Origin of the sequence: Ensifer sp. Root127, from assembly GCF_001425225.1 — a bacterium.
Taxonomy (GTDB): domain Bacteria; phylum Pseudomonadota; class Alphaproteobacteria; order Rhizobiales; family Rhizobiaceae; genus Ensifer; species Ensifer canadensis.
On the sequence record NZ_LMDX01000022.1, the window covers coordinates 36170 to 61813 of the forward strand.

General features: G+C 57.7%; 26 protein-coding genes and 3 pseudogenes. 17 read left to right on the forward strand and 12 right to left on the reverse strand.

The annotated features are described in order from the left end of the window. The first annotated feature begins 43 nt into the window (after positions 1 to 43). On the forward strand, positions 44 to 1015 hold the full coding sequence (locus ASD03_RS22120) for a LysR family transcriptional regulator (protein WP_057216378.1): 972 nt from the start codon (positions 44 to 46) through the stop codon (positions 1013 to 1015). A 125-nt stretch (positions 1016 to 1140) separates the two neighbouring features. On the opposite strand, the gene ASD03_RS22125 is transcribed toward ASD03_RS22120, so the two are convergent. Further along, positions 1141 to 1578 (reverse strand): VOC family protein, encoded by a 438-nt coding sequence (locus ASD03_RS22125; protein WP_057216330.1) that lies wholly within the window; start codon positions 1576 to 1578, stop codon positions 1141 to 1143. 449 nt (positions 1579 to 2027) lie between these two features. After that, positions 2028 to 2897 carry a LysR family transcriptional regulator gene (locus tag ASD03_RS22130; protein ID WP_057216382.1) on the reverse strand — a complete coding sequence of 290 codons (870 nt, stop codon included), beginning with the start codon at positions 2895 to 2897 and terminating at the stop codon, positions 2028 to 2030. A 109-nt stretch (positions 2898 to 3006) separates the two neighbouring features. Here ASD03_RS22130 and ASD03_RS22135 point away from each other — a divergent pair, with 109 nt between their 5' ends. Next, a complete protein-coding gene (locus ASD03_RS22135) occupies positions 3007 to 3996 on the forward strand; it encodes a zinc-dependent alcohol dehydrogenase family protein (protein WP_200951726.1) in 990 nt (329 codons plus the stop codon). Positions 3997 to 4236: 240 nt separating this feature from the next. On the opposite strand, the pseudogene ASD03_RS38050 reads toward ASD03_RS22135, so the two are convergent. From ASD03_RS38050 to ASD03_RS22145, 3 genes and pseudogenes are all read right to left on the reverse strand, one after another. Then, positions 4237 to 4619, reverse strand: a pseudogene (locus ASD03_RS38050) (DUF983 domain-containing protein). A gap of 46 nt (positions 4620 to 4665) precedes the next feature. Next, on the reverse strand, positions 4666 to 4974 hold the full coding sequence (locus ASD03_RS22140) for a 4-oxalocrotonate tautomerase family protein (protein ID WP_025431004.1): 309 nt from the start codon (positions 4972 to 4974) through the stop codon (positions 4666 to 4668). Between the two features lie 54 nt (positions 4975 to 5028). Further along, positions 5029 to 6018 carry a zinc-dependent alcohol dehydrogenase family protein gene (locus tag ASD03_RS22145; RefSeq protein WP_057216332.1) on the reverse strand — a complete coding sequence of 330 codons (990 nt, stop codon included), beginning with the start codon at positions 6016 to 6018 and terminating at the stop codon, positions 5029 to 5031. Positions 6019 to 6267: 249 nt separating this feature from the next. Here ASD03_RS22145 and ASD03_RS22150 point away from each other — a divergent pair, with 249 nt between their 5' ends. Together ASD03_RS22150 and ASD03_RS22155 are read left to right on the forward strand one after the other, a co-directional pair. Continuing rightward, a complete protein-coding gene (locus tag ASD03_RS22150) occupies positions 6268 to 6984 on the forward strand; it encodes a hypothetical protein (protein WP_057209216.1) in 717 nt (238 codons plus the stop codon). 82 nt (positions 6985 to 7066) lie between these two features. Then, positions 7067 to 8229 (forward strand): annotated as a pseudogene (locus ASD03_RS22155) (PLP-dependent transferase). A 243-nt stretch (positions 8230 to 8472) separates the two neighbouring features. Here ASD03_RS22155 and ASD03_RS22160 read toward each other — a convergent pair. From ASD03_RS22160 to ASD03_RS22170, 3 genes are all read right to left on the reverse strand, one after another. Next, the gene (locus tag ASD03_RS22160; RefSeq protein WP_025431008.1) at positions 8473 to 8817 is read right to left on the reverse strand and encodes a carboxymuconolactone decarboxylase family protein; all 345 of its coding nucleotides are present in this window, start codon (positions 8815 to 8817) and stop codon (positions 8473 to 8475) included. Positions 8818 to 8841: 24 nt separating this feature from the next. Then, positions 8842 to 9759, reverse strand: coding sequence for an MBL fold metallo-hydrolase (locus tag ASD03_RS22165; protein WP_057216336.1), 918 nt, complete (start codon positions 9757 to 9759; stop codon positions 8842 to 8844). A gap of 127 nt (positions 9760 to 9886) precedes the next feature. Continuing rightward, the gene (locus ASD03_RS22170) at positions 9887 to 10711 is read right to left on the reverse strand and encodes an alpha/beta hydrolase (protein ID WP_057210962.1); all 825 of its coding nucleotides are present in this window, start codon (positions 10709 to 10711) and stop codon (positions 9887 to 9889) included. 510 nt (positions 10712 to 11221) lie between these two features. Between ASD03_RS22170 and ASD03_RS22175 the strand changes: the two genes are divergently transcribed. The 3 genes from ASD03_RS22175 to ASD03_RS22185 are packed head-to-tail and all read left to right on the forward strand — an operon-like array spanning position 11222 to position 14293. Then, positions 11222 to 13270, forward strand: a complete 2049-nt coding sequence (locus tag ASD03_RS22175; protein ID WP_057216388.1) for a PAS domain-containing protein — start codon at positions 11222 to 11224, stop codon at positions 13268 to 13270. A gap of 3 nt (positions 13271 to 13273) precedes the next feature. Next, a complete protein-coding gene (locus ASD03_RS22180) occupies positions 13274 to 13909 on the forward strand; it encodes a response regulator (protein ID WP_057216339.1) in 636 nt (211 codons plus the stop codon). 3 nt (positions 13910 to 13912) lie between these two features. Continuing rightward, complete coding sequence (locus tag ASD03_RS22185; protein ID WP_057216342.1) at positions 13913 to 14293, forward strand: response regulator; 381 nt, start codon at positions 13913 to 13915, stop codon at positions 14291 to 14293. Here the strand turns inward: ASD03_RS22185 and ASD03_RS38055 are convergent. Next, a complete protein-coding gene (locus ASD03_RS38055) occupies positions 14265 to 15230 on the reverse strand; it encodes an AraC family transcriptional regulator (protein ID WP_082555687.1) in 966 nt (321 codons plus the stop codon). The two genes, ASD03_RS22185 and ASD03_RS38055, sit on opposite strands and share 29 nt — an antisense overlap. A gap of 103 nt (positions 15231 to 15333) precedes the next feature. Between ASD03_RS38055 and ASD03_RS22195 the strand changes: the two genes are divergently transcribed. The 5 genes from ASD03_RS22195 (at position 15334) to ASD03_RS41175 (ending at position 19046) form a co-directional block, all read left to right on the forward strand. Further along, positions 15334 to 15786, forward strand: a complete 453-nt coding sequence (locus ASD03_RS22195) for a nuclear transport factor 2 family protein (protein WP_082557376.1) — start codon at positions 15334 to 15336, stop codon at positions 15784 to 15786. Next, the gene (locus ASD03_RS22200) at positions 15783 to 16874 is read left to right on the forward strand and encodes a Gfo/Idh/MocA family oxidoreductase (RefSeq protein ID WP_057216345.1); all 1092 of its coding nucleotides are present in this window, start codon (positions 15783 to 15785) and stop codon (positions 16872 to 16874) included. The genes ASD03_RS22195 and ASD03_RS22200 overlap by 4 nt, the downstream gene beginning before the upstream one ends. Continuing rightward, positions 16867 to 17901: a zinc-binding dehydrogenase gene (locus ASD03_RS22205; protein ID WP_057216348.1), complete on the forward strand. Its 1035-nt coding sequence runs from the start codon at positions 16867 to 16869 to the stop codon at positions 17899 to 17901. The genes ASD03_RS22200 and ASD03_RS22205 overlap by 8 nt, the downstream gene beginning before the upstream one ends. A 240-nt stretch (positions 17902 to 18141) precedes the next feature. After that, positions 18142 to 18582 (forward strand): DsrE family protein, encoded by a 441-nt coding sequence (locus ASD03_RS22210; RefSeq protein ID WP_057216351.1) that lies wholly within the window; start codon positions 18142 to 18144, stop codon positions 18580 to 18582. Between the two features lie 341 nt (positions 18583 to 18923). Then, positions 18924 to 19046: a hypothetical protein gene (locus tag ASD03_RS41175; protein WP_272953761.1), complete on the forward strand. Its 123-nt coding sequence runs from the start codon at positions 18924 to 18926 to the stop codon at positions 19044 to 19046. A 15-nt stretch (positions 19047 to 19061) separates the two neighbouring features. Here the strand turns inward: ASD03_RS41175 and ASD03_RS38060 are convergent. Together ASD03_RS38060 and ASD03_RS22215 are read right to left on the reverse strand one after the other, a co-directional pair. After that, positions 19062 to 19409, reverse strand: a pseudogene (locus ASD03_RS38060) (ATP-binding cassette domain-containing protein); the annotation flags it as partial. A 75-nt stretch (positions 19410 to 19484) separates the two neighbouring features. Beyond that, positions 19485 to 20411 carry a LysR family transcriptional regulator gene (locus tag ASD03_RS22215; protein ID WP_057216354.1) on the reverse strand — a complete coding sequence of 309 codons (927 nt, stop codon included), beginning with the start codon at positions 20409 to 20411 and terminating at the stop codon, positions 19485 to 19487. Positions 20412 to 20578: 167 nt separating this feature from the next. Between ASD03_RS22215 and ASD03_RS22220 the strand changes: the two genes are divergently transcribed. The 5 genes from ASD03_RS22220 to ASD03_RS22240 all read left to right on the forward strand — a co-directional run bounded on the left by ASD03_RS22220 (position 20579) and on the right by ASD03_RS22240 (position 25193). Continuing rightward, on the forward strand, positions 20579 to 21634 hold the full coding sequence (locus ASD03_RS22220) for a glutamate cyclase domain-containing protein (protein WP_057210974.1): 1056 nt from the start codon (positions 20579 to 20581) through the stop codon (positions 21632 to 21634). Continuing rightward, on the forward strand, positions 21631 to 22605 hold the full coding sequence (locus ASD03_RS22225; protein WP_057210976.1) for a tripartite tricarboxylate transporter substrate binding protein: 975 nt from the start codon (positions 21631 to 21633) through the stop codon (positions 22603 to 22605). The genes ASD03_RS22220 and ASD03_RS22225 overlap by 4 nt, the downstream gene beginning before the upstream one ends. A 63-nt stretch (positions 22606 to 22668) precedes the next feature. Next, the gene (locus tag ASD03_RS22230) at positions 22669 to 23142 is read left to right on the forward strand and encodes a tripartite tricarboxylate transporter TctB family protein (protein ID WP_057216357.1); all 474 of its coding nucleotides are present in this window, start codon (positions 22669 to 22671) and stop codon (positions 23140 to 23142) included. 15 nt (positions 23143 to 23157) lie between these two features. Next, on the forward strand, positions 23158 to 24666 hold the full coding sequence (locus ASD03_RS22235) for a tripartite tricarboxylate transporter permease (protein WP_057216360.1): 1509 nt from the start codon (positions 23158 to 23160) through the stop codon (positions 24664 to 24666). Positions 24667 to 24800: 134 nt separating this feature from the next. Continuing rightward, positions 24801 to 25193 carry a Rid family detoxifying hydrolase gene (locus ASD03_RS22240; RefSeq protein ID WP_057216393.1) on the forward strand — a complete coding sequence of 131 codons (393 nt, stop codon included), beginning with the start codon at positions 24801 to 24803 and terminating at the stop codon, positions 25191 to 25193. Positions 25194 to 25307: 114 nt separating this feature from the next. Here the strand turns inward: ASD03_RS22240 and ASD03_RS22245 are convergent. Further along, the coding region (locus ASD03_RS22245; RefSeq protein WP_156408044.1) for an aldehyde dehydrogenase family protein at positions 25308 to 25644 on the reverse strand (337 nt) is incomplete at its 5' end.

The window sequence follows — 25644 nt, forward strand, 5'->3', positions numbered from 1 at the left end:
GCAAATATGTTCCGGGGCATCAGCACGCAAATCGATGCAGGTCATGACAACTATCGATCATTTCAATCTTCGCTCCTTCGATCTCAATCTCCTCGTCGCTTTCGATGCGTTGATGGCTGAAGGAAATGTTACGAAAGCCGCGCGACGCTTGAAAATCCAACAGCCAGCGATGAGCCATTCGCTTTCGACGTTGCGCGTGCTGTTACAGGACGAGTTATTCATACGCGTCGGACAGGTTATGCAACCTACCGCGCGAGCCCGGAGCCTCGCCGTGCCCGTGCGCAAGGCGTTGCGGCAAGCCCAATTGGCGCTGACAGGCGGCGAGGAGTTCGATCCGGCTACAGAGGAACGAATTTTTCGCGTTGCAATGTCTCCGGAAATCGAACTCTTGCTTATTCCGGATTTGACGGCGCGTTTGCGACGGCTCGCTCCCGGCATCAAGATACTCGCGCGCGTCTTCCCGTACGAGGCGATGGAGCCTTCCCTTGAGGACGGGTCGATAGATCTTGCCGTTGGCTGCACCTATACCCTGACAAGCCGCCGATCGTTTGAGAAGCTTTACGAGACGGGAGTGGCTTGTTGCTTCAATCCAGACCTTATCGCACTGTCTAATCCCGTTGGACTTGACGAATATCTGTCCGCTGAACATTCGACTATATCCCAGAATGAAACCTTGCATGGGTGCATCAAAGATGCGCTGGAGATTGCGGGGGTGGATCTCAACGTTGTTGCAGCGGCACCAGGCTACATGTCCGTTCTGTCCGCGGCGCAGCTCAGCCCCGTCATAGCCACAGTGCCTGCGCGGATTGCAGAACGATACGGGCCGCTATTGGGATTGGAGGTCAGCCCGTTGCCAGTATCATTGACCTTCCCGCCCGTGAACATGGTTTGGGCAAAACACGCCGACAGCGACGCCGCAAATTACTGGGTTCGACAGCAGATCCGCGACAGTCTCGCGAGCAACGGCGTTGCCGATAGGTTTGAACGGCCTGTTGCCCCGATCTCCAACCCTTGAGCCGGCGGGAGCGCTGGGCGCGAGGCAGTTGACGGTGACGTTAGTGGGCGAGCCGGCCCGAACAGGCCCGCCTCGGACGCACTCGCAGACATTGGTGACTTCTGGCTGTTCGTCGTCTGTTGCGCTCAGTTGAGCTCTTGGGCGAGCCCGATGAGAAGTCCTTCAGGCCCACGGACGTAGCAGAGGCGGTAAGCGTCTCTATACTGGACTACTTCGCCTACGAGCTGCGCGCCGCGGGTGCGGAGCCTTTCAAGCGTCTCGTCAATGTCGTCCACCGCGAACATGACGCGCAGGTAGCCTAGGGCGTTAACCGGAGCGTTCCGGTGATCTGCAATCACAGGCGGGGAGAGGAAGCGGGAGAGCTCTAGCCGACTATGGCCGTCTGGCGTGCGCATCATGGCAATCTCGACATGCTGATCGCCCAGTCCAGTGACACGTCCGGCCCATTCACCTTCGATCGTGGTCCGCCCTTCGAGCTCGAGGCCGAGTTCGCGAAAGAAATCAATCGACCCTCCCAGATCTTCGACGACGATTCCTACGTTGTCCATCCGCCTGAGCGCCATGTGTCCAATCTCCAATGTGTTGCTCCAGACTACAAGGTGTCGCCGGTCCAACAACGGACGCTTGAATTGCCTCGTTTCCGGCGGCCATCGGGCCTGTTTTCGCTGCTGCCCAGATCAGAAGCTCGGATCACGGGCCGTCCGCCGAATTGTTTTTTAGAAGCGATCTCGAATCCACCGCGCGCAGATGTCCGACGTCCATCGCATCCTGTTTTCGCAGCAGTCCTCATAAGCCACGAGCGGGCATTCGCGGGCTCGTCATGAACACTGGCTTCAAAGTCTGTCGCCGGAGAGGCGCGCAGCATGACCTGCGACGCGCAATTTCTTCCGCCCGGACTACGAGAGTCGACCTGCTGGACGAGGCCAGTCAGATCTAGCCTTGGACGCCTTGGATGCGGGTAGGCCGCGGTCTGACAAGCGTTCAAATACGCCCGCTGCGCGCAGAGGCGGCATTAGCGATATAGGCGCTGTATTATTTGCGCTTGCTCACCAACAAACTGAATAACCGCTCGAAGCCGTGGAAGGCGTCGTAGATCCTGATGATACCCTAGCCAGGTATCCCTTCCAGGGGGAGCCTCCGACACGTCGACACGCTTCAACCCCTCCATCGAGTCCCCCAGCGGCCTCGGAAGAACGGCCATACCTGCACCATCTGCGCATAACCGTGCCTGAACATCGCGATTGTTGCTTCGAATCGAAACTTTCGCATTCGGGAACCGGCCCTTAAGCCAAGCCACATCGGGCATGCTTCCAAGTGCCTCATCCATAATGATCACGCTGAATCCCGCTCCTGTGCCGGGCGAAGGGTCGTCCGATCCTTTGGCGACATACAGGCCATAGGGAATATGCAGTAGCTTGCGTGAAATGACTTCCGGCTCCGTGAAGGACCGTATCCGGAAAACCAGATCGGCTTCGCGACGCGCCAGGTTCAAAAGCCTGGAGTCAGTGAGAATCTCGATGATTACATTGGGATGCACACGTCTGAAGTCGGCAAGGATGGGGGCGAGAACATGGACGCCGAACCAGTCAGAGCAGGATATCCGCAAGGTGCCGGACAACGTGTTCTCGGTACCCGCAAGTTGGCGCTGGAGTGCGATCGCCTCCTCCTCCATCCGCTCGGCGTGCCCCATTACGACGGCACCCTCATCTGTCAGGACAAACCCGTCCGGTGTGCGTTGGAACAGCGAGTGGCCGACCGCGGCCTCAAGAGTCTTTAGTCGTCTTCCCATAGTCGGCTGCGTCAGGCCCAACTTTCTCGCGGCCGCACCCAGCGTTCCTTCCCTCGCGATCGCAAGGAAAAGACGAATGTCGCTCCATTCCATCATGACTTACGACCCATTCAAAAATGCATGATCAACATGCAAGCTATATGATGTCCATTCGGAAGCTTCCAGAGCAAAGTGCTGACATCAAGTGAAAGGGATCAATCCTATGGGCACGATGAAAGCATTAGTTCTTGAAAATCACGGTACCGAATTCCGTGTCGCGCAGATTGCACGACCGGTTGCGGGCGAAGGTCAGGTGCTCGTCCGCGTAAAGGTGAGTGGCGTAAACCCATTGGACACGAAAATCCGCGCAGGTGCAGCCGCTCACGCCCGTCATCCGCTTCCCGCAATCCTAGGTATCGACCTTGCCGGGATTGTTGAAGAAGTCGGTGCAGGCGTGACGGGGTTTCGCCGCGGAGATGAAGTCTATGGCATGACAGGCGGCGTAGCCGGCGTGCAAGGTTCGCTGGCAGAACTTGCGGCCGTCGATGCACGGCTGCTGGCCATTAAGCCATCTCACCTTTCCATGCGTGAAGCGGCTGCGCTACCGCTCATCTTCATCACGGCGTGGGAAGGCCTCGTGGACCGTGTGGGCGTCCGGGCTGGCCAGAAGGTGCTCGTCCTCGGTGGCGGTGGCGGGGTCGGACACGTAGCAGTTCAGATTGGCAAATCTCTTGGTGCGGACGTCTATGCAGTCGATGGAGCCCGGAAGGCTGACTACATCAAGAGCCTCAATGCGACGCCGATCGACTACGCCACGGAAACCGTTGAAGAATACGTCGCCAAATACACACAAGGGCAAGGATTCGACGTCGTCTACGACACGATTGGCGGCGCTGGTCTGGACACTGCGTTCAAGGCAGTCGCCCGCTTTGGGCATGTGGTTAGCTGCCTCGGCTGGGGCTCGCACGCCCTCGCCCCGCTTTCATTCAAGGCGGCGACATACTCCGGCGTGTTCACACTGCTTCCGCTACTCACTGGCGAAGGTCGTGAGCATCACGGGGACATCATGCGGGAAGCAACGCGCCTTGCAGAAAGGGGTCAGTTGATGCCGCGTCTCGACGATCGGTCCTTCACACTTGAGAATGTGATGGCGGCCCACGAGTTGATTGAAGCCGGCCAGGTTGACGGAAAGCTCGTCGTAGACATCGCTTAAAGGCCAGGGTCCCGCGTCATCATGGCCGGGACCCGTTTGCCCTGCAATCCCATCGAGTTCTGCATACACCCAGACGCGAGGATGTCCTTCTCTTTGTCTCGCTCGCAAAAGATCATGCGGGGACGGCTGGGTGGAACAGATCTGGTGTGTCTGGTTTAGCAGCAAAGGACCTGTCGTTCGAACGGACCGTGATCCCGACGGCGAACAAGACTGCCTCCGCGCCGACGCGAGGTCTTCCATTCAACTTCGCCAGTTCCGATCGATGTGGCCTTCTTCGGCTTTATGAAAGTATTGGGAGCATACCAGCCAGCCTTTCAAAGGCCTCAACAGCACGACACATGCTGCCGTGGTTAAAGGTAGAGTTGAAAGATGTACCCAGAGCGAGGGCTCGAATGTCAGTTGGAGCCACAGAGCGAAAGCAAGCGCAGGAACGGCGACGATACTCATGGCGAAAAATGCGGGCCGTCCGCAGGGTCAGCGAACGCATAGTCCAGACCACTGACCTCACAAGACGACGCCAATGACAGGAGCCCGTTAAACAGGTGTCCCCGTTGACAACGCGGACAACGCCCCTTGAATCCGGTGAGCGCAGGATTGGTAGTCTCGTTGTAGTCGATGGTCATGTATCCGTTCCCTCACCATCGAAATCGAGATGGATGCTGTTGAAGGCTAGCTGGCCTCGGCCTTGGGTGGCAACGCCGCTGCAAACTCGTCACGAGAGGTCGGGTTCCCGTCAATCATCTCGTAGACGGCCTTAGAGCGGCCAAGGGTTTCCATTAGCGAGGATGGCCCCGCGAAGGGTTGCCCGCCAATATGCCAGCCATCGGTATGAAGCTCCTCTATCAGAACCCAGGTAACGGAACGGAATGCCTCGGAGCCTTCGAACTTGACCATGACATCGGTGATCGCCTTCGCCAGCGCGTGTTTTTGGGTGCTGGTAAATACACCATCCACGAGTTTGATATTCACAAAGGGCATCGTATTCTCCTCAAGGTTCTTTGGTTGGGGGAAAGGCGAAAGGGCCGACCCCCATTAATCGAGGTCAACAACAAGTTTGCCATTGGCCTTTCGGGTCTCGATTAGTTCGTGGGCGCTGGCAGCGGTCTCGAGCGTAAATGTCCTCGCATCGAGGCGTGGCGACACCTTCCCTGCCTCCACCAGTTTCGTAGCCTCCCGCATGATATCGCCATGGTGCTCACGCCCATCACCGGTCAGCAGTGGGATCAGAGTGAAGACACCAGAGTAGGTAGCAGACTTGAACGAGAGGGGAGCCAGGGCATGAGTTCCCCAACCAAGGCAACTCACCACGTGTCCGAACCGGGCGATGGCCTTGAATGCGGCGTCCAATCCCGCGCCGCCGACGGTGTCGTAAACGACATCGAATCCTTTGCCGCCGGAGTGCTTTGCAACGTAGGTCTCAACGTCATCGGAGGAATAGTCGATCGGCGTTGCTCCCAGGCTGCGGAGATAGTCTCCCTTGCTCCCCGAATCGACGGCACACACGACAGCTCCCAACGCCACTGCGATCTGGACAGCGATATGCCCGACGCCCCCGCCAGCACCAATTACGAGAACTGATTGTCCAGCCTGAACGTTCACTCGGTCGACGAGCCCCTCCCATGCAGTGATGAAGATCAGTGGCAGTGCCGCTGCTTCGCGCATTGAGATGTTCGACGGCTTGATTGCCAGAAGGCGCTCGTCAACCGCCGCGTACTGCGCAAGTGATCCTTGATTACCACCCACACCTCCGGCCATCCCGTAGACCTCGTCACCGGGAGAAAACCTCGTCACACCCTCACCAACCTCCTTCACGACCCCGGCAAGATCGATTCCAAGTATCGCAGGCAATTCATGTCGGGCATGCGCCGCGGCTCCGGCACGGATTTTCGTATCCAGGGGATTCACACCGCTAGCCCAGATGCGAACCAACACCTCGCCAGACTTGGGTACCGGATGCTCCAATTCAGAAATCCGGAAGGGACCATTCGCGGCTTCGACCACCGCTGCTCGCATCGTCGGCATCTCGCGTCTCCTTGTAGCGTTCGTCGGGGGAGACTGTGCGCCAACTTCCTGGTGGCCGAAATCATATATACCTTTAGATGCGCGCTTTCGGCGAAGTGGCAACCGAGCCCGGCGGTTGCAATTTCAGGTTAGAGCTCTCGCCCTAATGGAAGATATGATTTCGGATTTTCAGCAGAGGTGTACCTTATAGGAAGAGCTGATCAGACGTGATCGAGCGGGTCGTTGTCACTTGGTATCGGGAGCGAAAGTTTGAACAAGCTGCTCGACAAAGCCATCGTTGCTCATGGGGGGCTGACAAACTGGGGCGCACATAATGTTGCGAAGGCAACGGCTTTACTGGGTGGCGATTTATGTGTGAATTTTGGCAACCTGGCGCCTCGACAGATAACTGTCTTCCCGCAGCTGCAACGAGCGGTCATTGAACCCCTTGGATGCGTCAATTGCCGAAGCGACCTCGAACGCAACCGCTTGTCCATCCTGGGTGACGACGGCTCCCTTGTTACCGGAGTCGAGGACGTGCGTTCCGCGCAATTGCAATACGACTTCAAACTGCCAGTCGATGCATTGGTCGGAGTTTTGCTGGCATGCTCCACTGTTAGATCGTTTTTGACCGCTCCATTCCATTTAATGCTGGAAGGTGTCGAGGTATGTGAGCTTGTTCCCTGGAACGAAGGTGGAAACCAATGGCGGGTTCTCAGGGCCCAGTTGCCGCCGGACCTTGCAACCGCTGCCCGCGTACACGACTACTTCTTTGACGGCAACTTCCTCTTGCGCAGGCATGACTACCATGTCGATGGCGACGCGGGCATAACCATCACGGAATTGCTTTCTCACTACGAAGAGTGTCATGGGGTCAACATACCAACGAAGCTACGTGGGTACCCTCGCCTAGCAGACCTCACGCCCGATTTGTCTCGCTTGATGATATCCATCGATGTAAGCGGTCTGGAATTTTCGGTCGCCTAGAGTTCGCACCCACCCACGCAGTTGCAGGGGGCGGATATGGTGGACACTGGTGATTTCCGCCTCGGTCAAAAGGAAGAATGCGATGAAGGACCTCACGCGCTGTGTCGTGACACCCCACGTAAATGCCGAAGGCTTCGCAACGTTCGGGGTTGGAGTGCATCGTGCTTCAACGATCGTCTTCGACACCGCCGAGGATTACGCAAACCGCGGACAACGCGGACCTGACGGCTACAGTTACGGTCTTTACGGGACACCGACCACCAGAACGCTCGAGGCAAAACTGACAGCTCTCGAGAATGGTGCCAGAACATTCCTCGTGCCCTCGGGCCAGGCGGCCAACGCGATTGCGATGCTTCCATTTCTCAAGGCGGGTGACGGCATCCTCATAGCCGATTCCGTGTACCCCCGGTGCGCGATTTCGCCAATACGGAACTCGCGCGCTTCGGTATCGAGGTTGCCTACTACGATCCCGTCGATCCATCCGATCTCGTCGCTAAAATCAACGCCAGAACCAAGATAGTCTGGTGCGAATCTCCTGGGTCGACGACAATGGAAGTCCAAGATCTTCCCATTATTGCGGACATTGCCCATCGGCACGGGGCACTGGTTGGCTGCGACAATACCTGGGCGACACCTCTGAACTACAAACCCCTGACGCTCGGAGCAGACATCGTCACAGAGGGGCTGACCAAGTACATTTCGGGGCATTCAGACGTACTGCTGGGATCGTTGACGGTCCGCGACGAACAACTAACCGCTCCGATACGGTCAACGCTCGGACGAATGGGGATCTGCGTGTCACCGGATGACGCCTCTTTGGTCTTAAGAGGACTAGAAACGCTCGGCGTTCGCATGAGACATGCAAGTCAAGGTGCCCTGCAGTTGATCGAAAGGATACAGGCAGCGGAAATCGTGGAACGTGTTATCCATCCAGCATTGCCGACCGATCCTGGCCATTCGATCTGGAAGAGGGACTTTCTTGGGGCGTCAGGTGTCTTTGGCGTCGTTTTCAAAAGAGGCCTGTCCGATCGCGTCTCGCCTTCTCTCAATGTGCTCAAGACATTTGCGATAGGGGCATCCTGGGGCGGAACGCGCAGTCTCATTGCGCCCATGCCTGTCAAGGCCTACCGCACTGTGCGGAGGTGGGACGCAGATGATCTCGTCTTGCGCATAAGTGTTGGCCTTGAAGATCATCAGGACCTTGTCGATGATATCGAAGCGCTTCTCGCCGAGATTTCCAGATGATGACAGCACGGACACTTGGGCCTCCTGGCTCAGGCGATCTGGCTCTGGTCTGCCGGCTTAGCCGAGTCCTGCAATTCACATCGAGGCGGGCCTTCGTCGCCCACTATGGCCTCAGGCAGCTTTCGGGAGTGCCTGAGCATGAACCGAATCTTTCTTTTCTCAACCGAACCTCCGTTCACCCAATTGCGGGTTTCCCTGACAGGCCCGACCTGGGCTGAGCCTCAATGTAAACCGCTGAGGTTGTCATGAAGCCTTTGATTTGACGGCATCCATCACTCGCGTGGAATAAACGAGTCCTGCTCCAGCGTTGACGCCAATAGCCGTCCCGAGCGCCTCGGCGATCTCTTCGCGCGTCGCACCCGCTTTAAGCGCGGCGTCGGTGTGAACAACGATGCAGCCATCGCAGCGCAGCGAGACCGCAGCCGCTAGAGCGATCAGTTCGTTGACCTTGCTACCCAGCAGATTGGTCTTACGGGCCGCTCCGCCGATTGCCTGGTAGCCTCTGATCACGTCCGGACTCAGTGCGGCGATTTCGCCGACGCCCGCAAGCACCTGCTGATGATAAGCATTCCAATCGATCATAGACATCACATACCCTCGTGATTTCGCAACTCAGACGCCATGATAGACAAGGCGCGTGAAGAACTCGGGACTGATGACGAACTGCCCCCACTTTGCGTCGAAGTCGGCAGTCGGTTTCGCGGCAATGATCTCGTCGATGGGCTTTCCCTTGGACTTCAGCCTTGCCACATTTCCGCGGATGTCGACGAGCATCGTACGGTAGTCACTTAATTCGGACTTTTTGCTGAGAGGCTGACCGTGCCCCGGAATGACAACTGTCTCTTCGGTGATGTTAGAGAGAATGTCTTCAACCGCCTTGATCTTGCCGTCGATCCCTCCACCAGTCGAATAGTCGATGAATGGGTAAATGCCGTTCCAGTACAGGTCTCCGGTGTGAACGATGTTTGCCTCGCTGAAGGTGACCGAGATGTCGCCGTCGGTATGCGCGTTCGGATGGTGCTTCAGCATCAACGTTTCCTTGTTGAGCTCCAGCGACATCTCGTCGCCGACCGTCTCCGTCGGCACCGCGGCGAGCGGCGGGCGTGGAAACTCGAAGTCCCAGTCGTCCACCCTTTGAACGGTCATCAGATGTTTCCTGGTGTTCTCGTGCGCGCGGATCGCGGCCCCTTCGGCGTTGAGCCACTCATTTCCATCCGTGTGATCGAAATGCCAGTGTGTGTTGATCAGGTGCTTGATCGGCTGTTTTCCGAGGCCGGATAAGGCATCGAGTATGCGAGGACGGGACGCGGTTATGCCTCCATCGATCAGGACCTTTCCGTCGCCCCCGGTCAGCACTGCTATGTTCCCGCCTGAACCTTCAAGGATCGAAACGCCCGCCTTAGTTTTGTGAACCTTGATCGGCGCTTTTGCCGCTTCATCGCGGATCATGTCCACGATACCTTGGGCTTTCGCGAAAACCTGCCGGGGACTTAGCCAGCCTCCGGACGCCGCGAACGTGGAGGCTGCCATGCAGCATAGACAAAACCCGCGGCGAGAAAATTTGAAGTCTTGGGTCATCACAGATCCTTTCGGAAACGGGCGGGGCGGCTCCAGGGGGCTTGGGGTATCACCTGAAGCCGCCTTTCCCGCCGGGCGATCATGCCTGGAAAAACGCCAGCAGATCGGGATTGATAATATCGGGATGTGTGCTGCACATACCGTGCGGCAGCCCCTTGTAGACCTTCAGCGTACCGTGCTTCAGTAGCTTGACCGACAGGAGGGCAGCGTCGGCGATCGGAACGATCTGGTCATCGTCGCCGTGCATTACCAGAACCGGAACATCGATCTTCTTCAGGTCTTCAGTGAAGTTTGTCTCCGAGAAGACCTTGATGCATTCATAGTGCGCGATCGCTCCGCCGATCATTCCCTGCCGCCACCAATTCTGGATCAGCCCCGGGAACACCTTGGCGTCCTTCCTGTTGAAGCCGTAGAAAGGACCCGTGGGAACGTCGAGGTAGAACTGCGCGCGGTTAGCTGCGAGTTGGGCGCGGAGATCGTCAAACACTCCGATGGGCAAGCCACCCGGATTGTCGTCGGACTTCAACATCACCGGCGGAATAGCAGAGATGATCACCGCCTTGGCCACCCTGTCATTTCCGTGTTGGGCAACGTAGCGAGTGACCTCGCCGCCTCCCGTCGAATGCCCCACATGGATTGCATCACGCAGGTCGAGCGCCTTTGCAAGCTCCGCAACGTCGGCCGCGTAGGTATCCATGTCATTGCCCGTCGCGGTCTGCGTCGAACGGCCATGTCCGCGCCTGTCGTGGGCAATTACCCGATAGCCCTTGCTGAGGAAGAAGAGCATCTGGTTGTCCCAGTCATCGGCGCTAAGCGGCCAACCGTGATGGAAGACTATAGGCTGGCCCTTTCCCCAGTCCTTGTAGAAAATCTGCGTTCCGTCCTTAGTCGTGATCGTGCCCATTGTCTTTTCCTCGGCTGATCGTTGCTGTGTCGTCTGTCCACTCGCGGTCAATACCGGAGCAATTGCTGGAAACCCTAGAAGGGAGGCTCCGACGGCTCCTGCAGCGCTGCCCAAGACGGCACGCCGTGAGATCGGAGGAAGCTCTGTTTTTCGCTCTGCCATGAACCTTCATCCTTCAGTGGGCTGTCGCTCGGACGGCGGCTGGGACAGCGAGCTTGACGGCATTTCATTCGCGTGCGTGGGTCGCTTGCGGTGCTTTCGATGTTAGACAGGAGGCTCAGATCGGCCAATCATATGTTTCCGTTAGTCCTGGAAGCGCAGCTAGCCTGATCATACTGATCAAAGTATAGTTTCGCCGAACCTTGAGGGGTGCCAACTAGGGAGACTGTCGTGAGGGGGCCTGAAATACGGCAATACGCACCTGCACTTGCGACGGGATGCGCCGGAACTGCTCTGGGGATATTCGAACAGGAGCCGTACGGTGTGCTGTTCCTAGCCCTTGCGGCACTCATGCTTGTCAAACGCAGGCAGGTCGCTGTGGCAATTGCGTTGCTCTTGATTGTCGTCGGCGCTCTGATCGTTTTCCTATCGTCCGATGGGTTCGCCTCCATAGCCCGACCGACGGCGTTTCTGTTGTGTGCTCTGGGCGCCTTCTGGCTTGCGAGCATTTGGCGAGCGCGTGCTGATGTCGACCAACACCTGCAAGACGCGAAGTTGATCGTGGAAAGCATGCCGGGGTTAGGCTGGGCCACCGACGCTAAGGGAAACTTCGTCTACGTGAACCCAAGCGTAGTCGAGTACGTCGGCAAGCGTACCGACGAATTCAACGCGACAGGGCGAACCGGGCTGGAGGCCGTTCACCCGGACGAGGCCGAACGCGTAACCGAGGCTTGGCTTACGAGCATGAGGACCGGAACCTCCTTCGAGTCAGTTCATCGCATAAGACGGGCAGACGGCGACTATCGCTGGTTCCACGCCTACGGCCGCCCCCATCTCGATAAAGAGGGCAACATTCTCGGGTGGTTCGGAACAACAATCGACATCGATGAGAAGAAGCGCGCTGAGCAGCGGCTGGAGGATAGCGAAAGGCAGCTTCAAACACTGATCGATACGATGCCGGTGATGATATGGTGCGCCTCCCCGTCGGGCGTGCCGATCTACCAGAATCCCAAGACCCTGGAGTACCTTGGGGCGACATTCGAGGAGATCAGATCGAACAATTTCGGTGTCGTTCATCCGGATGATGCTGAAGGTTTTCAGTCGGCGTGGGCGGCCTGCGTCGAACGAAAGGCATCACTCTCCCTGGTCTGCCGATTGCGATACAATGACGGCACCTACCGTTGGAACAGGATCGACGCCGCCCCGCTCCTCAGCGAGGAGGGTGAAATCATCGAGTGGTATGGGACCAACATCGATATAGAGGAGCTTCATCGGACGCAGGAGGAACTCCGGGCGAACGCAGACCGGCTGAGATTGATGCTCGACACGCTTCCCGCCTTTGTGTGGTGCGCGAGCCCGGAAGGTCAGCCAACCTATTTCAACGAGCCTTTGATGGAGTATTCCGGGGTGACGCTCGAGGAGCTTCGTGGGGTAAATGGTTCAGGCTTCGCGCCGATGATCAGCAGTCTCGTTCACCCGGCGGACGCGCCTTTGTTGCGACATCGCTTTGAGCAATCCTTCAAGTCCGGAGAACCCATTGCTCTGAAATACCGCCATCGTTTGGCCGACGGCCATTATCACCTTGTCGACTGCAGGGCACGTGTCCTGCGCGACTGCCAAAGCAGGCTGTTTCAGTGGTATGGCGTTATTGTCGATGTCGAGGAGGAAACGCAGGCACAGGCACAGCTTCAGAAGGCCCAGCATCAGCTTGAACTCGCGACGCGTGCCGCCAGTTTATCTGAGTTATCCGCTTCGATTGCCCACGAATTGAACCAACCATTGGTGGCCGTCGTCACCAATAGCAGCGCCACCGAAAGCTGGCTCAGTGCGACACCACCAAATATCGAAAGGGCGAAGATCAGTGCCCGAAAGGCGGCAGATGCCGCGAACGACGCAGGCGAAGTGATCAGCAGGATAAAGGCTCTCTTCAGGCAATCGGGCGGGGCGAAAAGCCCGGGAAACATCAACGAAGTCATCGAGGAGGCCTGCACGCTCCTGCGCGAAAGGATTTCGGGTTCGAAATGCGATCTGCGAACTCGCCTGGAGCCGGACCTGCCGACGGCGAACTTCGACAGGGGCCTCATCCTCCAGGTGCTTGTCAATCTCATTCAGAACGCGATGGATGCGATGGCGACATTGAACGGGGCAATACGATTACTGGAAATCCGCTCGCGGTTCGATGACGGGACCATCCTCGTGGATGTGCGGGACAGCGGGGTCGGGCTACACGACAACGAGAAGGTATTCGAACCATTCTACACCACGAAGCATAACGGCATGGGGATCGGGTTGTCGATCTGCCGAAGCATCGTCGGCGCACACGCCGGAAAGCTATGGGCTTCGCCCGTGGAGCCCACCGGCACGGTATTCAGCTTTGCACTCCCCTTGTCCGGAGAATAACCGATGTACAGTGAGGATCATGCAGTCTTCGTGATAGACGACGACAAGCGCGTCCGGGACGGACTTTCCGAGCTCCTGGAATCGTGGCAGGTCAACGTTACGACGTTCGCAACGGCGCAGGAATATCTGGATGCCCCAAAGCCCCAGAACCCTTCATGTCTCGTACTCGACATACGGCTGCCAGACATCGACGGTTTCGAGCTCCAAGCGCGGTTGGCGGATGAACCGCATCCTCCGATCATTTTCATAACGGGCCACGGGGACATACCGATGACGGTCCGCGCGATGAAGCTGGGCGCAGTCGATTTCCTTGCGAAACCGTTCAGGGAGCACGACCTGCGCGCTGCGATCGAATTTGCACTCGCGCGCGACCGCGAGGCGCGACACGATCGAGCCGCACTCAGTGAACTACAATCTCGGCTGGAATGCCTTTCCGCCCGGGAACGCGATGTCCTCCCACTCGTTGTAAGTGGGTTAATGAACAAACAAGGTGCCGCCGAGCTTGGAATAAGCGAGATCACCTTCCAAATCCATCGAGGCAACATGATGCGCAAGATGCATGCCGACTCCTTGGCCGACTTGGTGCGGATCGCCTCCAAACTCAGCATACCGATTACGCACTCCCGACATGGAAACTGACGAATGATAGCGCAGGCGAGCCATACCTTTGCAATTGTGGATGACGATAAGCGGGTTCTTGAGGGGCTGCGTGAGCTTCTTGAGTCCGTAGGTTATCTGGCCCGTACCTATAGGTCGCCGACGGCTTTTCTCTCGAGTGGAGACCTCTCCGCGTGTGACTGCGTAATCACGGATATCAGCATGGGCTCGATGGACGGGTTCGAGTTGGAGCAGGCGGTCAGAGGCCAGGAACCTGAAATGCCGATGATACTGATGACGGGTCGCAGCGATATCGATGATCGTGGTTTCGCAGGAGCCGATGACCGCAGGGTCTTTATGCGAAAACCACTGAACAGCAAAGTGCTTCTCCAGGCGATTACGCGGCTTCTTGCATTTCGGCAATGATCGGGGCCGCCCGGCCCACCTTAGCCTCGGCAAGGCTTTTCCTGTAGTGGCTGGGCGCGGTCCCCATCACCTTTCTGAAGGCCTTGGTGAAGGCCGCCTCGGACTGGTAACCCACGCTCCGCGAGATGACAGAAAGCTTGTTTGCATTCCCCTCAATCAGTCTGGCAGCCTGGAAAATTCGCCATTCTGTCAGATACGACAGCGGAGCTTGTCCGACTAGATCCTTGAAGCGGGCGGCGAAAGCTGAGCGCGACATTCCAGCCCTACTTGCGAGTTGACCCACCGTCCACGGCACTTGTGGCTCCGCATGCATGGCTTCGACCGCCAAGACCAGATTCTTATCGGAGACGGCCGCCAGCCATCCAGTCTTTGGCGTCGACCATTGTTGCGCAAACGCGCGGATCGCATGAACGAAAAGCAGTTCGAACAGGCGTCGCACGACGGCATCCGAACCCAGCCCAGGAGCATCGGCTTCTGCCGCGAGCAACTCAAGCACCGACTGGAACTGTTGGCTCCGGCTCTGCTCCGATTTAAGGTGAAGCAATCTTGGTAGCACATTCAGCAAGGGCTGGGCGTCAAGCTTTTCGATCTCGAAAAAGCCGCTGATGAAAGTCGTCGTGGCGCCACCTCCTCCGAACTGAATGCGGTTGCCCACCCGAAGGGTCTCGACATCAAGACAGTCCGCCGTGCGCGAGTCTGCATGATCGTAGACCTGGTAAGGTTCGTTCCCGAACATGATGAAGACGTCGCCTGCGCGCAACGATACCGCATCGGGGTTTTCCCGTGTGGTCAGGACTCCTGATCCGCGGACCACGAGAACGAATTTGATCGCCGGATCACCGTCCGAGGCAACGCCCCAGGGCGCAGTCGCCTCCAGCGTCGTGAACTTCGCTTTCCTAATTCGCATCGAAGAGAAGATGTCGGTCAAAGGGTCCAACTAAATGTTCCTATTATGGACGATCGAGCCAAAACTTGGGACGATCGAGACTGAAGGCTCTTGCTGTTCGTCGCTATATGGTGACCCGAAAAGGAGATTCCAATTGCAAAACCATCTCGCTCTGGTCGAAACCATACGCACATTGAAAGCACGTTATTGCCGATACGTGGATACGCAGAACTGGCCGGAATTCGCTGCGTTATTCGCACCTCAACCGTCGATACGCTTTATCGGCGAGGACGGTGTCACAGTCGCCGCGTTTGACTCCATTGATGAGTTCCTGGCCGTCACCAAGAACTACCTCGCTGGGGCCCGGACAATCCATCAGGTCCACAATGACGAGATCGACGTCGTTTCGGAAACGGAAGTCCGCGCCATCTGGTCCATGGAAGACTACCTGATTTTTCCCGATGTCAATGATGGCCGTCCCGCCTCGATGCACGGGTACGGCCACTATCACGAAACATGGCGGCTCGAAGGCGGACAGTGGCGCTTGGCGCACCTGGAGCTTCGCCGCACGATCCTAGAAATCAAGCCGAAGGAGAATGCGGCATGACCACCAATCCCATCAACGTCGGCATCATCGGCGTCCATCCGGACAAGGGCTGGGCCAACACAGCCCATATCCCCGCCCTGAAAGCGTTGCCTGAGTTTCGCATCGCGGCTGTAAGCCACAACAGGCCGGAAATAGCTCGCGCGTCTGCCGAGAAGTTTGGCGCGGATAACAGCTATGGAACGACGGATGAACTGGTGAATGACCCGAACGTCGACCTGGTCGTCGTGACCGTCAAGGTTCCACATCACCTTGAACTCGTCACCCTGGCCCTGGAAGCAGGGAAAGCGGTTTTCTCGGAGTGGCCGCTGGGCATGAACCTGCCCGACGCCGAAAAAATGCTAGCACTGGCGAAGAGCAGGAATGCATTTACGGCGATCGGGCTTCAAACGCGTTCGGTTCCGGCCATCAACTTCATCAGGGATCTGATCAAGGACGGCTATGTCGGCGAGGTCCTGTCTGTTTCCATGATCGGTTCTGGCATCATCTGGGGTGAGGAGATCAACGAGAGCTACCTGTACACCCTGGATATGGCAAATGGAGCCTCGATGTTCCACGTGCCGTTCGCGCACACGCTCGACGCGACCCTCTACGCCCTCGGGTCGAGACTGAAGTCCATCAGCGGCGCGCTGTCGAACAGCCGAGCGATGACGCGAATAGCGGAGACGGGGAAAGAAGTTCCGTTGACAGCGCCAGATCAAATCATTGCCGCTGGCTTGCTCACGAACGGCGCAGCCCTCAGCGCACATTTCCGCGGTGGCCTCTCGCGCGGCACGAACTTCCATATCGAGATCAACGGTACCAAGGGCGACCTCATTCTGACCAGCCCCGTCGGCTATGTCGGGCTGGGCGGCTTCACTGTTAAGGGCGCACAGGGGGACGGGCAGATGCAGGAATTACCTGTGCCGCCTCTCTACGAGACCCTCGGCTTCGAGGATGGGTTCAGCCAAAGCGTCGGGGTCGCCTATTCCCGCATCGCGTCTGATATGAGAAATCACACCAAACTGTCTCCCACCTTCGAAGACGCTGTGAACCTGCATCGCGTTCTGGATGCCATCGTCTCAGGCAACGGGGAACGGCGCGATGTCTGAGAAAATGCAGGCCCTCGTTGTCACTAGACCCGGCGGACCCGAAGTGCTTGAGGTGCGCGAAGTCGACCGCCCTCGGCTAAGGGACGAGCTTGATGTTTTGGTCCAAGTGAAGGCAGCCGGGATCAATCCCGCTGACTGGCAGAACAGGAAGAACGGAGCTGTTTACGACAGTGATGGGAGGTCTCAGAAAGAACCTACGATCCTCGGAATTGACGGCGTCGGCGTGGTGGTGGAAGCCGGACGAGAGGTAGTGAACGCCCGAGTAGGTGACGAGGTCTGGTACGTGGACGGCGGCTACGCCGGAAACCCGGGAAGCTATGCCGAATACAAGGTCGTCCGTTCAGACTATGTCACCGCGAAGCCGGAAAAGCTGACCTTTGTGGAAGCCGCTGCCCTGCCAGTGGTGGCCCTCACCGCATGGGAGGCCGTGTTCGAGAAGGCGACGGTAAGCCCAGGTGATCATGTCCTGGTCCACGGCGGCGCGGGCGGGCTCGGGCATATCGCAATCCAATATCTCGCTTCCCTCGGAGCCAGGATCGCCACGACCGTCTTGAACGAGGCAAAGGCGGAATTGGTGAGAGTGCTCGGTGCCGAACTCGTAATCAATTACCGGAAAGAAAGCGTTGAGGAGGCCCTTGAGGCGTGGCGGGGCGAACCGGGAGCTAACATCGTGTTCGACTTTGTAGGACATGGCAACTTCTCGGAGAGCTTCAGGCATACGGCTGCCTATGGGAGGCTGATCAACACAGTAGTGTCGGATTGGCCCGCCGAGGGAAACGGGCAGGCCGAGTGGAAAAACCTGGACATCAGCTTCGTCAACATCGGTCTGCCGCAGATCAACCGCCACCATGCACATCGCCTTCGCCAAACCGCTGCGCTCGCCCAGATCGCCGAACTCGTCGATCGGGGAGGCTTGCGGGCGCACATTGACAGGGTGGTACCCTTCACGGGTGTCGCTGAAGCGCAAAGGGCACTCGAAGCAGGCGAAACTCTGGGCCGCCCGGTCCTTTTGATCTCAGGTGGATAAAGCGATGAAACGATGGGAATATCGACCGCAGGAGAGTGGTCTCGCGCTATGTGATGTCCCGATCCTCAGTGTGGCATTAAAGGCCCTGATGGCTTGGAGGCACGGTCCGTCGGTTGCAGCTCTCGGAACCTAATATGAACCCATAATTGGCGGGATCGGCCCAGTGTGTAGGTTGTTCGGGCGGGGCACCAATGAAATTGCAAAATCCCTCGCCTTAACCGCCAACAAGGGAGCCATGACATGTCAACCGCCAATCACGCAATCACTATCGATGTGCCGGTTAGGCTGAAGTCGGTAAAATCCGTTCACAGCATCGGCTCGCTTCAATTTGAGGGGGATTTGCCTGCCGCCATCTTCCACCTTCAACTCATTACGAACGATATTGCGGACTGGGGCGCTGAGGCCGAAGTGATAGTGGTATTCCACACAAACGCGGGACACCTCACTTTGCATGACGAGGCGTACAACGGCTCACGGAAGATCGCAGCGGGGAATCCCAACAAGAACTTGATCGCCGATTTGGTGAAGCGGGGTGTCAAGATAGAGCTCTGTGGGGCCACCGCGGAGGCGAACGGGTGGGGCAATGCAGACCTTCTTCCGAACGTGAAAATTAACACGGATGCGATGGCGCGAACAATCCAGCTTGTTCAACAGGGATACGTGAAAATCACTGAGGCTTAGTCGCGGGGGCGCCGCCCCGGCGGAGCGGCGTACCGACCGCTCCGCCACATCTGTCAACATCAAACGAGAACGGCAGGCAATGTCCTTGCCCTGGTCAAAACACGCCCATAGAGCTCCGTTCGCGCTGCTGGGACCGGCAACGAACTACCGTCCTCATGCTGCACGAGCTGGCCCTTAGTGCTCTACCAAATCGATCTTCGCCTGGATTTCGGCAAAGCCCGGGCGCTGCCGCCGCTCACTGATCGACTCTGGTCGAATGCCGAAAGTGACGGCCTTGCCGAGTTGGCGAAGCCACTCGGGCCTGAAACTATGGTCTATTTTTCCATCGGGGATCGGGGCATTTGCGCGCCTGTATCGACCCCGAAAGCAATCCGAAGCCCAAAACCACGATGTCGCTGTCGTTCAACATGAACCAGATGCATCTGTTCGACGCGACGACGGGCCGCGCGTTGTCGATCGGCTGACTGGTGGTCTGAAACGACGGTTGCAGGCATAAAGTTCATCGCCGGCGAGCCAATGAAACCTGCAACGAAGTGGCTGACCGGCCGATGATAAAGCTCTTGCGGCGGTCCAGGCCTGTTCGACGCCGCCATTCATCACTACCACACGATCAGCCATCGTCATGGCTTCCACCTGATCGTGCGTCACATACCCGTCGTCGTCGGCAACAGCTGGTGCAGCCGTTTGATCTCGGTCCGCATCTGAACCCTGAGCTTTGCATCAAGGTTCGAGAGCGGTTCAGCAAAGAGGAAAACCTTTGGATTACGCACGATCGCCCTTCCCATTGCGACGCGTTGGCGCTGACCGCCGGACAACTGACCAGGGCGGCTGCACCTTGGATCAGATTGACGAAAGGCCCGCCTCGATGGGAGCTTGCGACGCGTTTGCCCAGGCTGCTCGATTCAACGTGCCATCTGCAAAGCGTCTTCTACTTCGGCAATATCGTTGGCGATGACGCTGCGCATCATGCGAGCAAAAGCGATGGCCAAGGGAGAGTGCTCGCTACGCGGATAAATGGCTGAAAAGTCGAAAGTCAGTTCCGGCGTAAAGCGGCGCATGACGATGTTCGTACGATCAGCGCCGAGCACTGAGAAGATATCGGTGACCCCAATGCCGAGGCCGCGCGCGACATAGCTGGGCACGGTGTTGGAAAAAAGCGTCTGTATGACTGTTCCGCCTCTGATGCCGGCGCTCTCCAGCGCCGCCTCGATCTGGAGCCGAAGCAGGCTACTAGTTCCGAGCGAAATCAGTTGCTCTTGATGAAGGTCAGTCACGGAAATCGACTCCTTCGCCGCGAGCCGATGGTGTCTGGGAACAAGACAGATTGCCGACGATGTGGGCATCGGCAAATGCTCAATGTCAGTACGCTCTGTCGGCACGCGCCCGAAACCTATATCGAACTCGTTCCTTTGGACCGCATCGATGATGTGATGCGAGGTGTCGGAGTGAATGTAAAAATCGAGTTCGGGCTCGATCTGCTTGAAGCGGTGGATTGCTTCCGGCAAGGTACGTGACGACAGGGTGGACATTGCGGCGATCCGTAGCCGTCCACCCCGGCGATTACGCAGGTAACGAGCAGTTTCGACGATGCGGTCGACGCCGTTAAAGTACCGTTCCACCTCGCGAAATAGCTCCAGTGCCTGCTGTGTCGGTTTTACGGCGACGCCGGTACGGGTGAACAACGGAAGGTCCAATTCCCGTTCAAGGTCTTTGATCAACCTCGTCACTGCCGGCTGGCTGAGGTGAAGGATTTTGCCCGCGCCGGTCATGCTCCCGGTGACCATAACCGCGCGAAAGCTGAGCAGCTGACGATGATTTAATGAACGCATTTTCCCACCGTACACATTTTATGCAGAAACCCGACACCTTCGTCATTTTATAGGCAGAAATCGCTCCTTGTATAACAAAAGCTGATACTAAATCCGTTAATTCGATTGGCACCGGGCAAATTCTTGCTGTTAGCTCGCGAAATCAAAACAAACTTTGCGAGACAAAAATGGCAGATATCATTGGCGAATACGTCGATCGCTTGATCACCGTAGAAATGCGCAACCGCGCCATGAACCACAACATCATCGCACCAATCTATAATGAAGCACGGCGCGAAGGCGGCGGGCGACCGATCACGGCACGGGCAGCCGAGGCGTTGGTTGAGAAGGTTAGCGCGGGCGACGTCGTGATAATCGTGACCGGTGCAGGTTATGCCCCCGAGGTTCCGAACGGTGAAAGCGACGGTCCTCCCGGAGCCGCCGCGCTGGCTAGGGCGCTTTTCTGGGGCCTCAACGCTGTTCCTGTCTATGTCACCGAGGTTTGCCATGCTCCCCCGGTCGTTGCTTCAAGCAATGCCGCAGGCATCATGATCCGCGAATACGAACTGGCCAAGAACCGCCGAATGGGCGCGGCGATCCTTACCGCGCCAGAGGTACAATCCGAAATCGACGATTGGGCAGGCAAGCTTCTCGACGACTTGAAACCAAAGGCGATCATAACGATCGAGCGCCTGGGTCCGAACGAGAACGGCACTGTCCACTATTCGACGGGTGTTGCTCCCGAAGGCTGTGTCAACATCGCGCCGCTCATCGATAAAGCCACCGAGCGCGGTATCCTGACGATTGGCATCGGCGACAACGGCAATGAGATCGGCTTCGGACGCATCCATCCGTTCATGCAGGATTTTCACCCGTATGGTCGGGAAACCCAGACCGACAAGCCAGGCGGCGCAGTGACCGTGACCGCAACCGACATCTTCCTGCCGGCTTCCGTGTCCAACTGGGGCGCATACGGGATAGCCGCCATGCTTGGTTTCCTCCTCAAGAACCGTGATCTCGTTCAAACGCCAGAACTTGAAAAGCGCATCGTTCAAGCATGCCTCGATGCAGGAGGCTGGGAGATGCGGTACTGCACCTCGCGGTTCATCGTCGATGGTACCGAAGGCGAAAGCTCGATGGCGATCGTCCAGCTTCTGCGAGATATGGTGCGTCTCAATATCGCCGGGCCTGACCGTGGGCTTTCGCACGGCCAAATGAAAAAGACGAAGGGAACAAGAGAATGAATAAGCTTTTCAAAGGCGGAGCTCTTTTACTGGCGATTGTGGCGGGCCTAGCCGGGCCAGCCATCGCACAGACCTATCCAGATCGTACGATACAAGTGATCGTGCCTTATGCCCCGGGTGGCCAAGGCGACATCACCGCGCGACTGATCGCCGAGCAGCTATCCCCCGCACTTGGCCAGCCGGTCGTCGTCGATAACCGGCCCGGCGCGAACGGCTCGATTGGCAGCACATTCGTCGCTCGAGCCGACCCAGACGGCTACACGCTCGAAGTCGTTGTCCAGTCGCATGTTTTGGGCAAGGCGCTCATGCCGAACCTTTCATACGATCCGGTCCAGAGCTTCGAGCCGATCTCGCTGTTGGCGCGTACGCAGGTCGGTCTCGTGGTTCCTGCCACCCTGCCCGTCAACACGCTTGCGGAGTTCGTGGCATATGTAAAGGAACGTCCCGGACAGCTGGGCTTTGCCTCCGCAGGGATTGGCAGCAACGTTCATATCTTCTCCGAGTGGTTCCTCGACATGGCCGGACTCGACATGGTGCACGCGCCGTATGCCGGAAGTGCTAAGGCTCATCCCGACCTTATTAGCGGTGTCGCGACGATGGCGTTCGATACGCTCCCCTCAGTTAGCGCACTCGTGCGCGAAGGACGCCTGAAATTACTCGCCGTGGGCGGAACCGAACGGTCGCCGGAGTTTCCCGACATACCGACCGTGGCTGAGTCGGGCTATGCCGACTACAATGCAGGCTCGTGGAGCGCGATGCTGGCGCCGGCCGGCACCCCGCAGGAAATCATCGATATGCTGAATGCGGAAGTCGTGAAGATTCTGAATAAGCCCGAAGTCGCAGAACGCCTCACGAAGCTCGGCGCAGTGGTGGTTGCAAGCTCTCCCGAAGAGGCGAGAGTTGCCATCGAGAGGGAAGGCAAGGTCTTCGGAGAGCTGATTGGTCGCCTTGGCATCAAGGTCGGCCAGTAAGGTTCCAGCACCAAGAGGGCCGCAAGTTGCGGCCCATTTCCCATGCAGCCAGGAGACGCTTCGATGACCGTCCTTGCAAGCGGCACTATCACCATCAAGAAAGATGTTGTGGCAGGCGGCTTCATCACCGCTTTCGCAATCGGATTTGGCGTAATCGCCTGGAACTATTCATTTGGCAACGCCTCACAGATGGGGCCTGGCTTTTTCCCGCTTATCCTATCGGCCATACTCGGCTGTCTCGGCCTGGCCGTCGCCATCAAGGGAATAATCGGTCCGGGTGAGCAGATGACGTTCGTCGCCCCGGTCAGATTGCTTTGCGTTCTGGCCAGCCCCCTTCTCTTTGGCCTGCTCGTGAGACCTGCCGGTTTTCTAATCGCAGTGACCGTGACGGCCTTTGTTGGCACTCTGGCGGCGCCCGAGATGCGCATGTTGACGCGCCTAATCGTTTCCTGCGTTCTGGCAGTCCTCGCCACCGCGGTTTTCATATGGGGGCTGGGTCTGCCGCTGCCGGCATTGGGCCGCTGGCTAACGCTTTAACCAGGGGGACCGATTGTGGATCTGGTAACCAATCTTATGTTCGGGCTGCAAACGGCCCTTACCATCGACAACCTGTTTTACTGTTTTCTCGGTTGTCTCCTCGGCACTCTGATCGGCGTGCTTCCGGGTGTCGGGCCGACTGCAACAATAGCACTTCTTTTGCCCATCACGTTCGGCCTCGATGCTTCAACGTCGATGATAATGTTGGCAGGCATCTACTACGGCGCACAATATGGCGGCTCAACGACCGCCATCCTCGTCAATCTACCGGGCGAAGCAGCCTCGGCGGTCACAGCCATCGACGGCTACGAAATGGCCCGAAAGGGACACGCGGGCATCGCGCTTGCGACGGCCGCAATCAGTTCATTTATTGCCGGTACCATCGCTACTGTTGTCGTCGCTGCCTTTGCGATGCCGCTCGGCGAAATGGCGCTGAAATTCGGCCCCCCGGAATATTTTGCGCTGATCGTATTCGGCCTAATCCTGTCGGTAACGCTCGCCAACGGCCAGCTAATCAAAGCGGTAGCGATGATCGTGCTTGGTTTGCTGTTCGGCATCGTCGGCGCCGACGTTTACACCGGCGTCGAACGATTCACCTTCGGCGTCCCCGATCTCTACGATGGGATCAGTTTCGTCGCATTTGCCACCGGCATCTATGGCCTGTCGGAAATTCTTCGCAATCTCGAACCGAGCGACACACCAAGTCGCTCGGTTCGCGAGATCAGTCGACTGATGCCGTCGCCTTCTGATTTCAAGCGGATGATCATGCCCGCCCTGCGGGGCACGGGCCTAGGCTCCATTCTCGGCGTGCTGCCCGGCGGTGGCGCAACGCTGTCATCCTTCGCATCGTACGCTTTGGAGAAAAAGCTGTCGAAAGGACCGGTAAGGTTCGGTGAGGGGGCGATGGAAGGCGTAGCTGGACCGGAAGCAGCCAACAATGCTGGTGCGCAAACATCGTTCATCCCGATGCTGACGCTCGGCATTCCCGGCAACGGCGTTATGGCGATGATGATCGGCGCGTTGATGATCCAGGGCATTCAGCCCGGACCTAGCGTGATGACCAATAACCCGGCGCTTTTCTGGGGCTTGATCGCATCCATGTGGATTGGCAACCTTATGTTACTGATCCTGAACTTGCCCTTGGTAGGGCTGTGGGTGAAGCTGTTGTCGACGCCCTACAACATGATGTTCCCGGCGATCCTCGTCTTTAGCGCGATCGGCGTTTACTCGATCAATATGAGTTTGGTGGACCTTGTCCTTTTGAGCGGATTTGGAATGCTCGGCTACATCCTGTTCAAGCTGGATTGCGAGCCGGCTCCCCTGCTGCTGGGGTTCATCCTTGGGCCGATGCTCGAAGAGAACCTGCGCCGGGCGCTGATCTTTTCGCAAGGCGACTGGACGGCGCTTGTGTCCAGCCCGATCAGCATCACCGTGCTCGGTATGTCCGCTCTGGCGCTCATCCTTATATTGACACCCAGCGTGCGTCGTATGCGTTCCAACACGTTTGCCGAGGCCGAAGACTAAAGAACTCAGCAGAGACATGTTCGCATTCGGCGCCTGGCCCCTTCCTTGCAAATCTCAACCCAAAGTCGCTTCACGTCTTGTGGGATTATCCTTGGCGCACTCTGAAACGATACAAACCGGTAATGGAGACCAATTTGCTTTCAGCCATATCCACCACCAACGCCCCCGCCGCAGTTGGCCCCTTTTCACAGGCGATAAGCACGGGACAACTTCTGTTTGTTTCTGGCCAATTGCCGATCGATCCGGCCACGGGTGAGATCGTTTCGAAAGACCCGGTGCTACAACTGCGCCAGTGCCTAAAGAACATCTCCGCCATCGCAACGGAAGCCGGAACCAACCTTGCCCGGACAGTGAAAACGACTGTGCTGATTACTGACATGTCGAAATTCGGCGCACTCAACGCGGAGTACGCTACCTTCTTCAAGGCACCGTTTCCCGCTCGCGCATGCTTCGAAGTGTCCGCCCTGCCAAAGGGCGCACAGATCGAAGTGGAGGCGGTGTTGACGCTACGCCATTCTAACGAATAGGGACCTTCCCACACTGATCTAAAAAGCAACGCCCTCATCGCGCTGGCGTTGTTCAAGAGCATCGAGCATGTAACAGCGTTCCCACGCGCGCGCCCCTCGCATCTCTGACAGCACCTACGCCGATGTGTATGCCGTCTTGACGGTTGTGTAGAATTCGGCGGCATAGCGACCTTGCTCGCGCGAGCCATGGGAGGAGCCTTTGCGGCCACCGAAGGGCACGTGGAAATCGACGCCGGCGGTCGGCAGGTTGACCATCACCATGCCGGCCTCGGCATTGCGCTTGAAATGCGTCGCATGTTTCAGGCTGGTGGTGGCAATGCCCGACGACAGCCCGAACGGCGTGTCATTGGCAACGGCAAGCGCCTCGTCATAATCCTTCACCCGGATCACCGAAGCGACCGGTCCGAAGATTTCTTCACGCGAGATGCGCATCTGGTTGGTTGCCTCGGTA

What these genes read in the sequence shown, in the direction of transcription:
- ASD03_RS22215 (WP_057216354.1), bottom strand. Translation starts at nt 20,411, where the DNA reads ATGCGTTCATTAAATCATCGTCAGCTGCTCAGCTTTCGCGCGGTTATG.
- ASD03_RS22165 (WP_057216336.1), bottom strand. Translation starts at nt 9,759, where the DNA reads ATGGCAGCCTCCACGTTCGCGGCGTCCGGAGGCTGGCTAAGTCCCCGG.
- ASD03_RS22140 (WP_025431004.1), bottom strand. Translation starts at nt 4,974, where the DNA reads ATGCCCTTTGTGAATATCAAACTCGTGGATGGTGTATTTACCAGCACC.
- ASD03_RS22130 (WP_057216382.1), bottom strand. Translation starts at nt 2,897, where the DNA reads ATGGAATGGAGCGACATTCGTCTTTTCCTTGCGATCGCGAGGGAAGGA.
- ASD03_RS22120 (WP_057216378.1), top strand. Translation starts at nt 44, where the DNA reads ATGACAACTATCGATCATTTCAATCTTCGCTCCTTCGATCTCAATCTC.
- ASD03_RS22175 (WP_057216388.1), top strand. Translation starts at nt 11,222, where the DNA reads ATGCTTGTCAAACGCAGGCAGGTCGCTGTGGCAATTGCGTTGCTCTTG.
- ASD03_RS22230 (WP_057216357.1), top strand. Translation starts at nt 22,669, where the DNA reads ATGACCGTCCTTGCAAGCGGCACTATCACCATCAAGAAAGATGTTGTG.
- ASD03_RS22145 (WP_057216332.1), bottom strand. Translation starts at nt 6,018, where the DNA reads ATGCCGACGATGCGAGCAGCGGTGGTCGAAGCCGCGAATGGTCCCTTC.
- ASD03_RS22220 (WP_057210974.1), top strand. Translation starts at nt 20,579, where the DNA reads ATGGCAGATATCATTGGCGAATACGTCGATCGCTTGATCACCGTAGAA.
- ASD03_RS22210 (WP_057216351.1), top strand. Translation starts at nt 18,142, where the DNA reads ATGTCAACCGCCAATCACGCAATCACTATCGATGTGCCGGTTAGGCTG.
- ASD03_RS22125 (WP_057216330.1), bottom strand. Translation starts at nt 1,578, where the DNA reads ATGGCGCTCAGGCGGATGGACAACGTAGGAATCGTCGTCGAAGATCTG.
- ASD03_RS22180 (WP_057216339.1), top strand. Translation starts at nt 13,274, where the DNA reads ATGTACAGTGAGGATCATGCAGTCTTCGTGATAGACGACGACAAGCGC.
- ASD03_RS22160 (WP_025431008.1), bottom strand. Translation starts at nt 8,817, where the DNA reads ATGTCTATGATCGATTGGAATGCTTATCATCAGCAGGTGCTTGCGGGC.
- ASD03_RS22135 (WP_200951726.1), top strand. Translation starts at nt 3,007, where the DNA reads ATGGGCACGATGAAAGCATTAGTTCTTGAAAATCACGGTACCGAATTC.
- ASD03_RS22225 (WP_057210976.1), top strand. Translation starts at nt 21,631, where the DNA reads ATGAATAAGCTTTTCAAAGGCGGAGCTCTTTTACTGGCGATTGTGGCG.
- ASD03_RS22185 (WP_057216342.1), top strand. Translation starts at nt 13,913, where the DNA reads ATGATAGCGCAGGCGAGCCATACCTTTGCAATTGTGGATGACGATAAG.
- ASD03_RS22205 (WP_057216348.1), top strand. Translation starts at nt 16,867, where the DNA reads ATGTCTGAGAAAATGCAGGCCCTCGTTGTCACTAGACCCGGCGGACCC.
- ASD03_RS22170 (WP_057210962.1), bottom strand. Translation starts at nt 10,711, where the DNA reads ATGGGCACGATCACGACTAAGGACGGAACGCAGATTTTCTACAAGGAC.
- ASD03_RS22200 (WP_057216345.1), top strand. Translation starts at nt 15,783, where the DNA reads ATGACCACCAATCCCATCAACGTCGGCATCATCGGCGTCCATCCGGAC.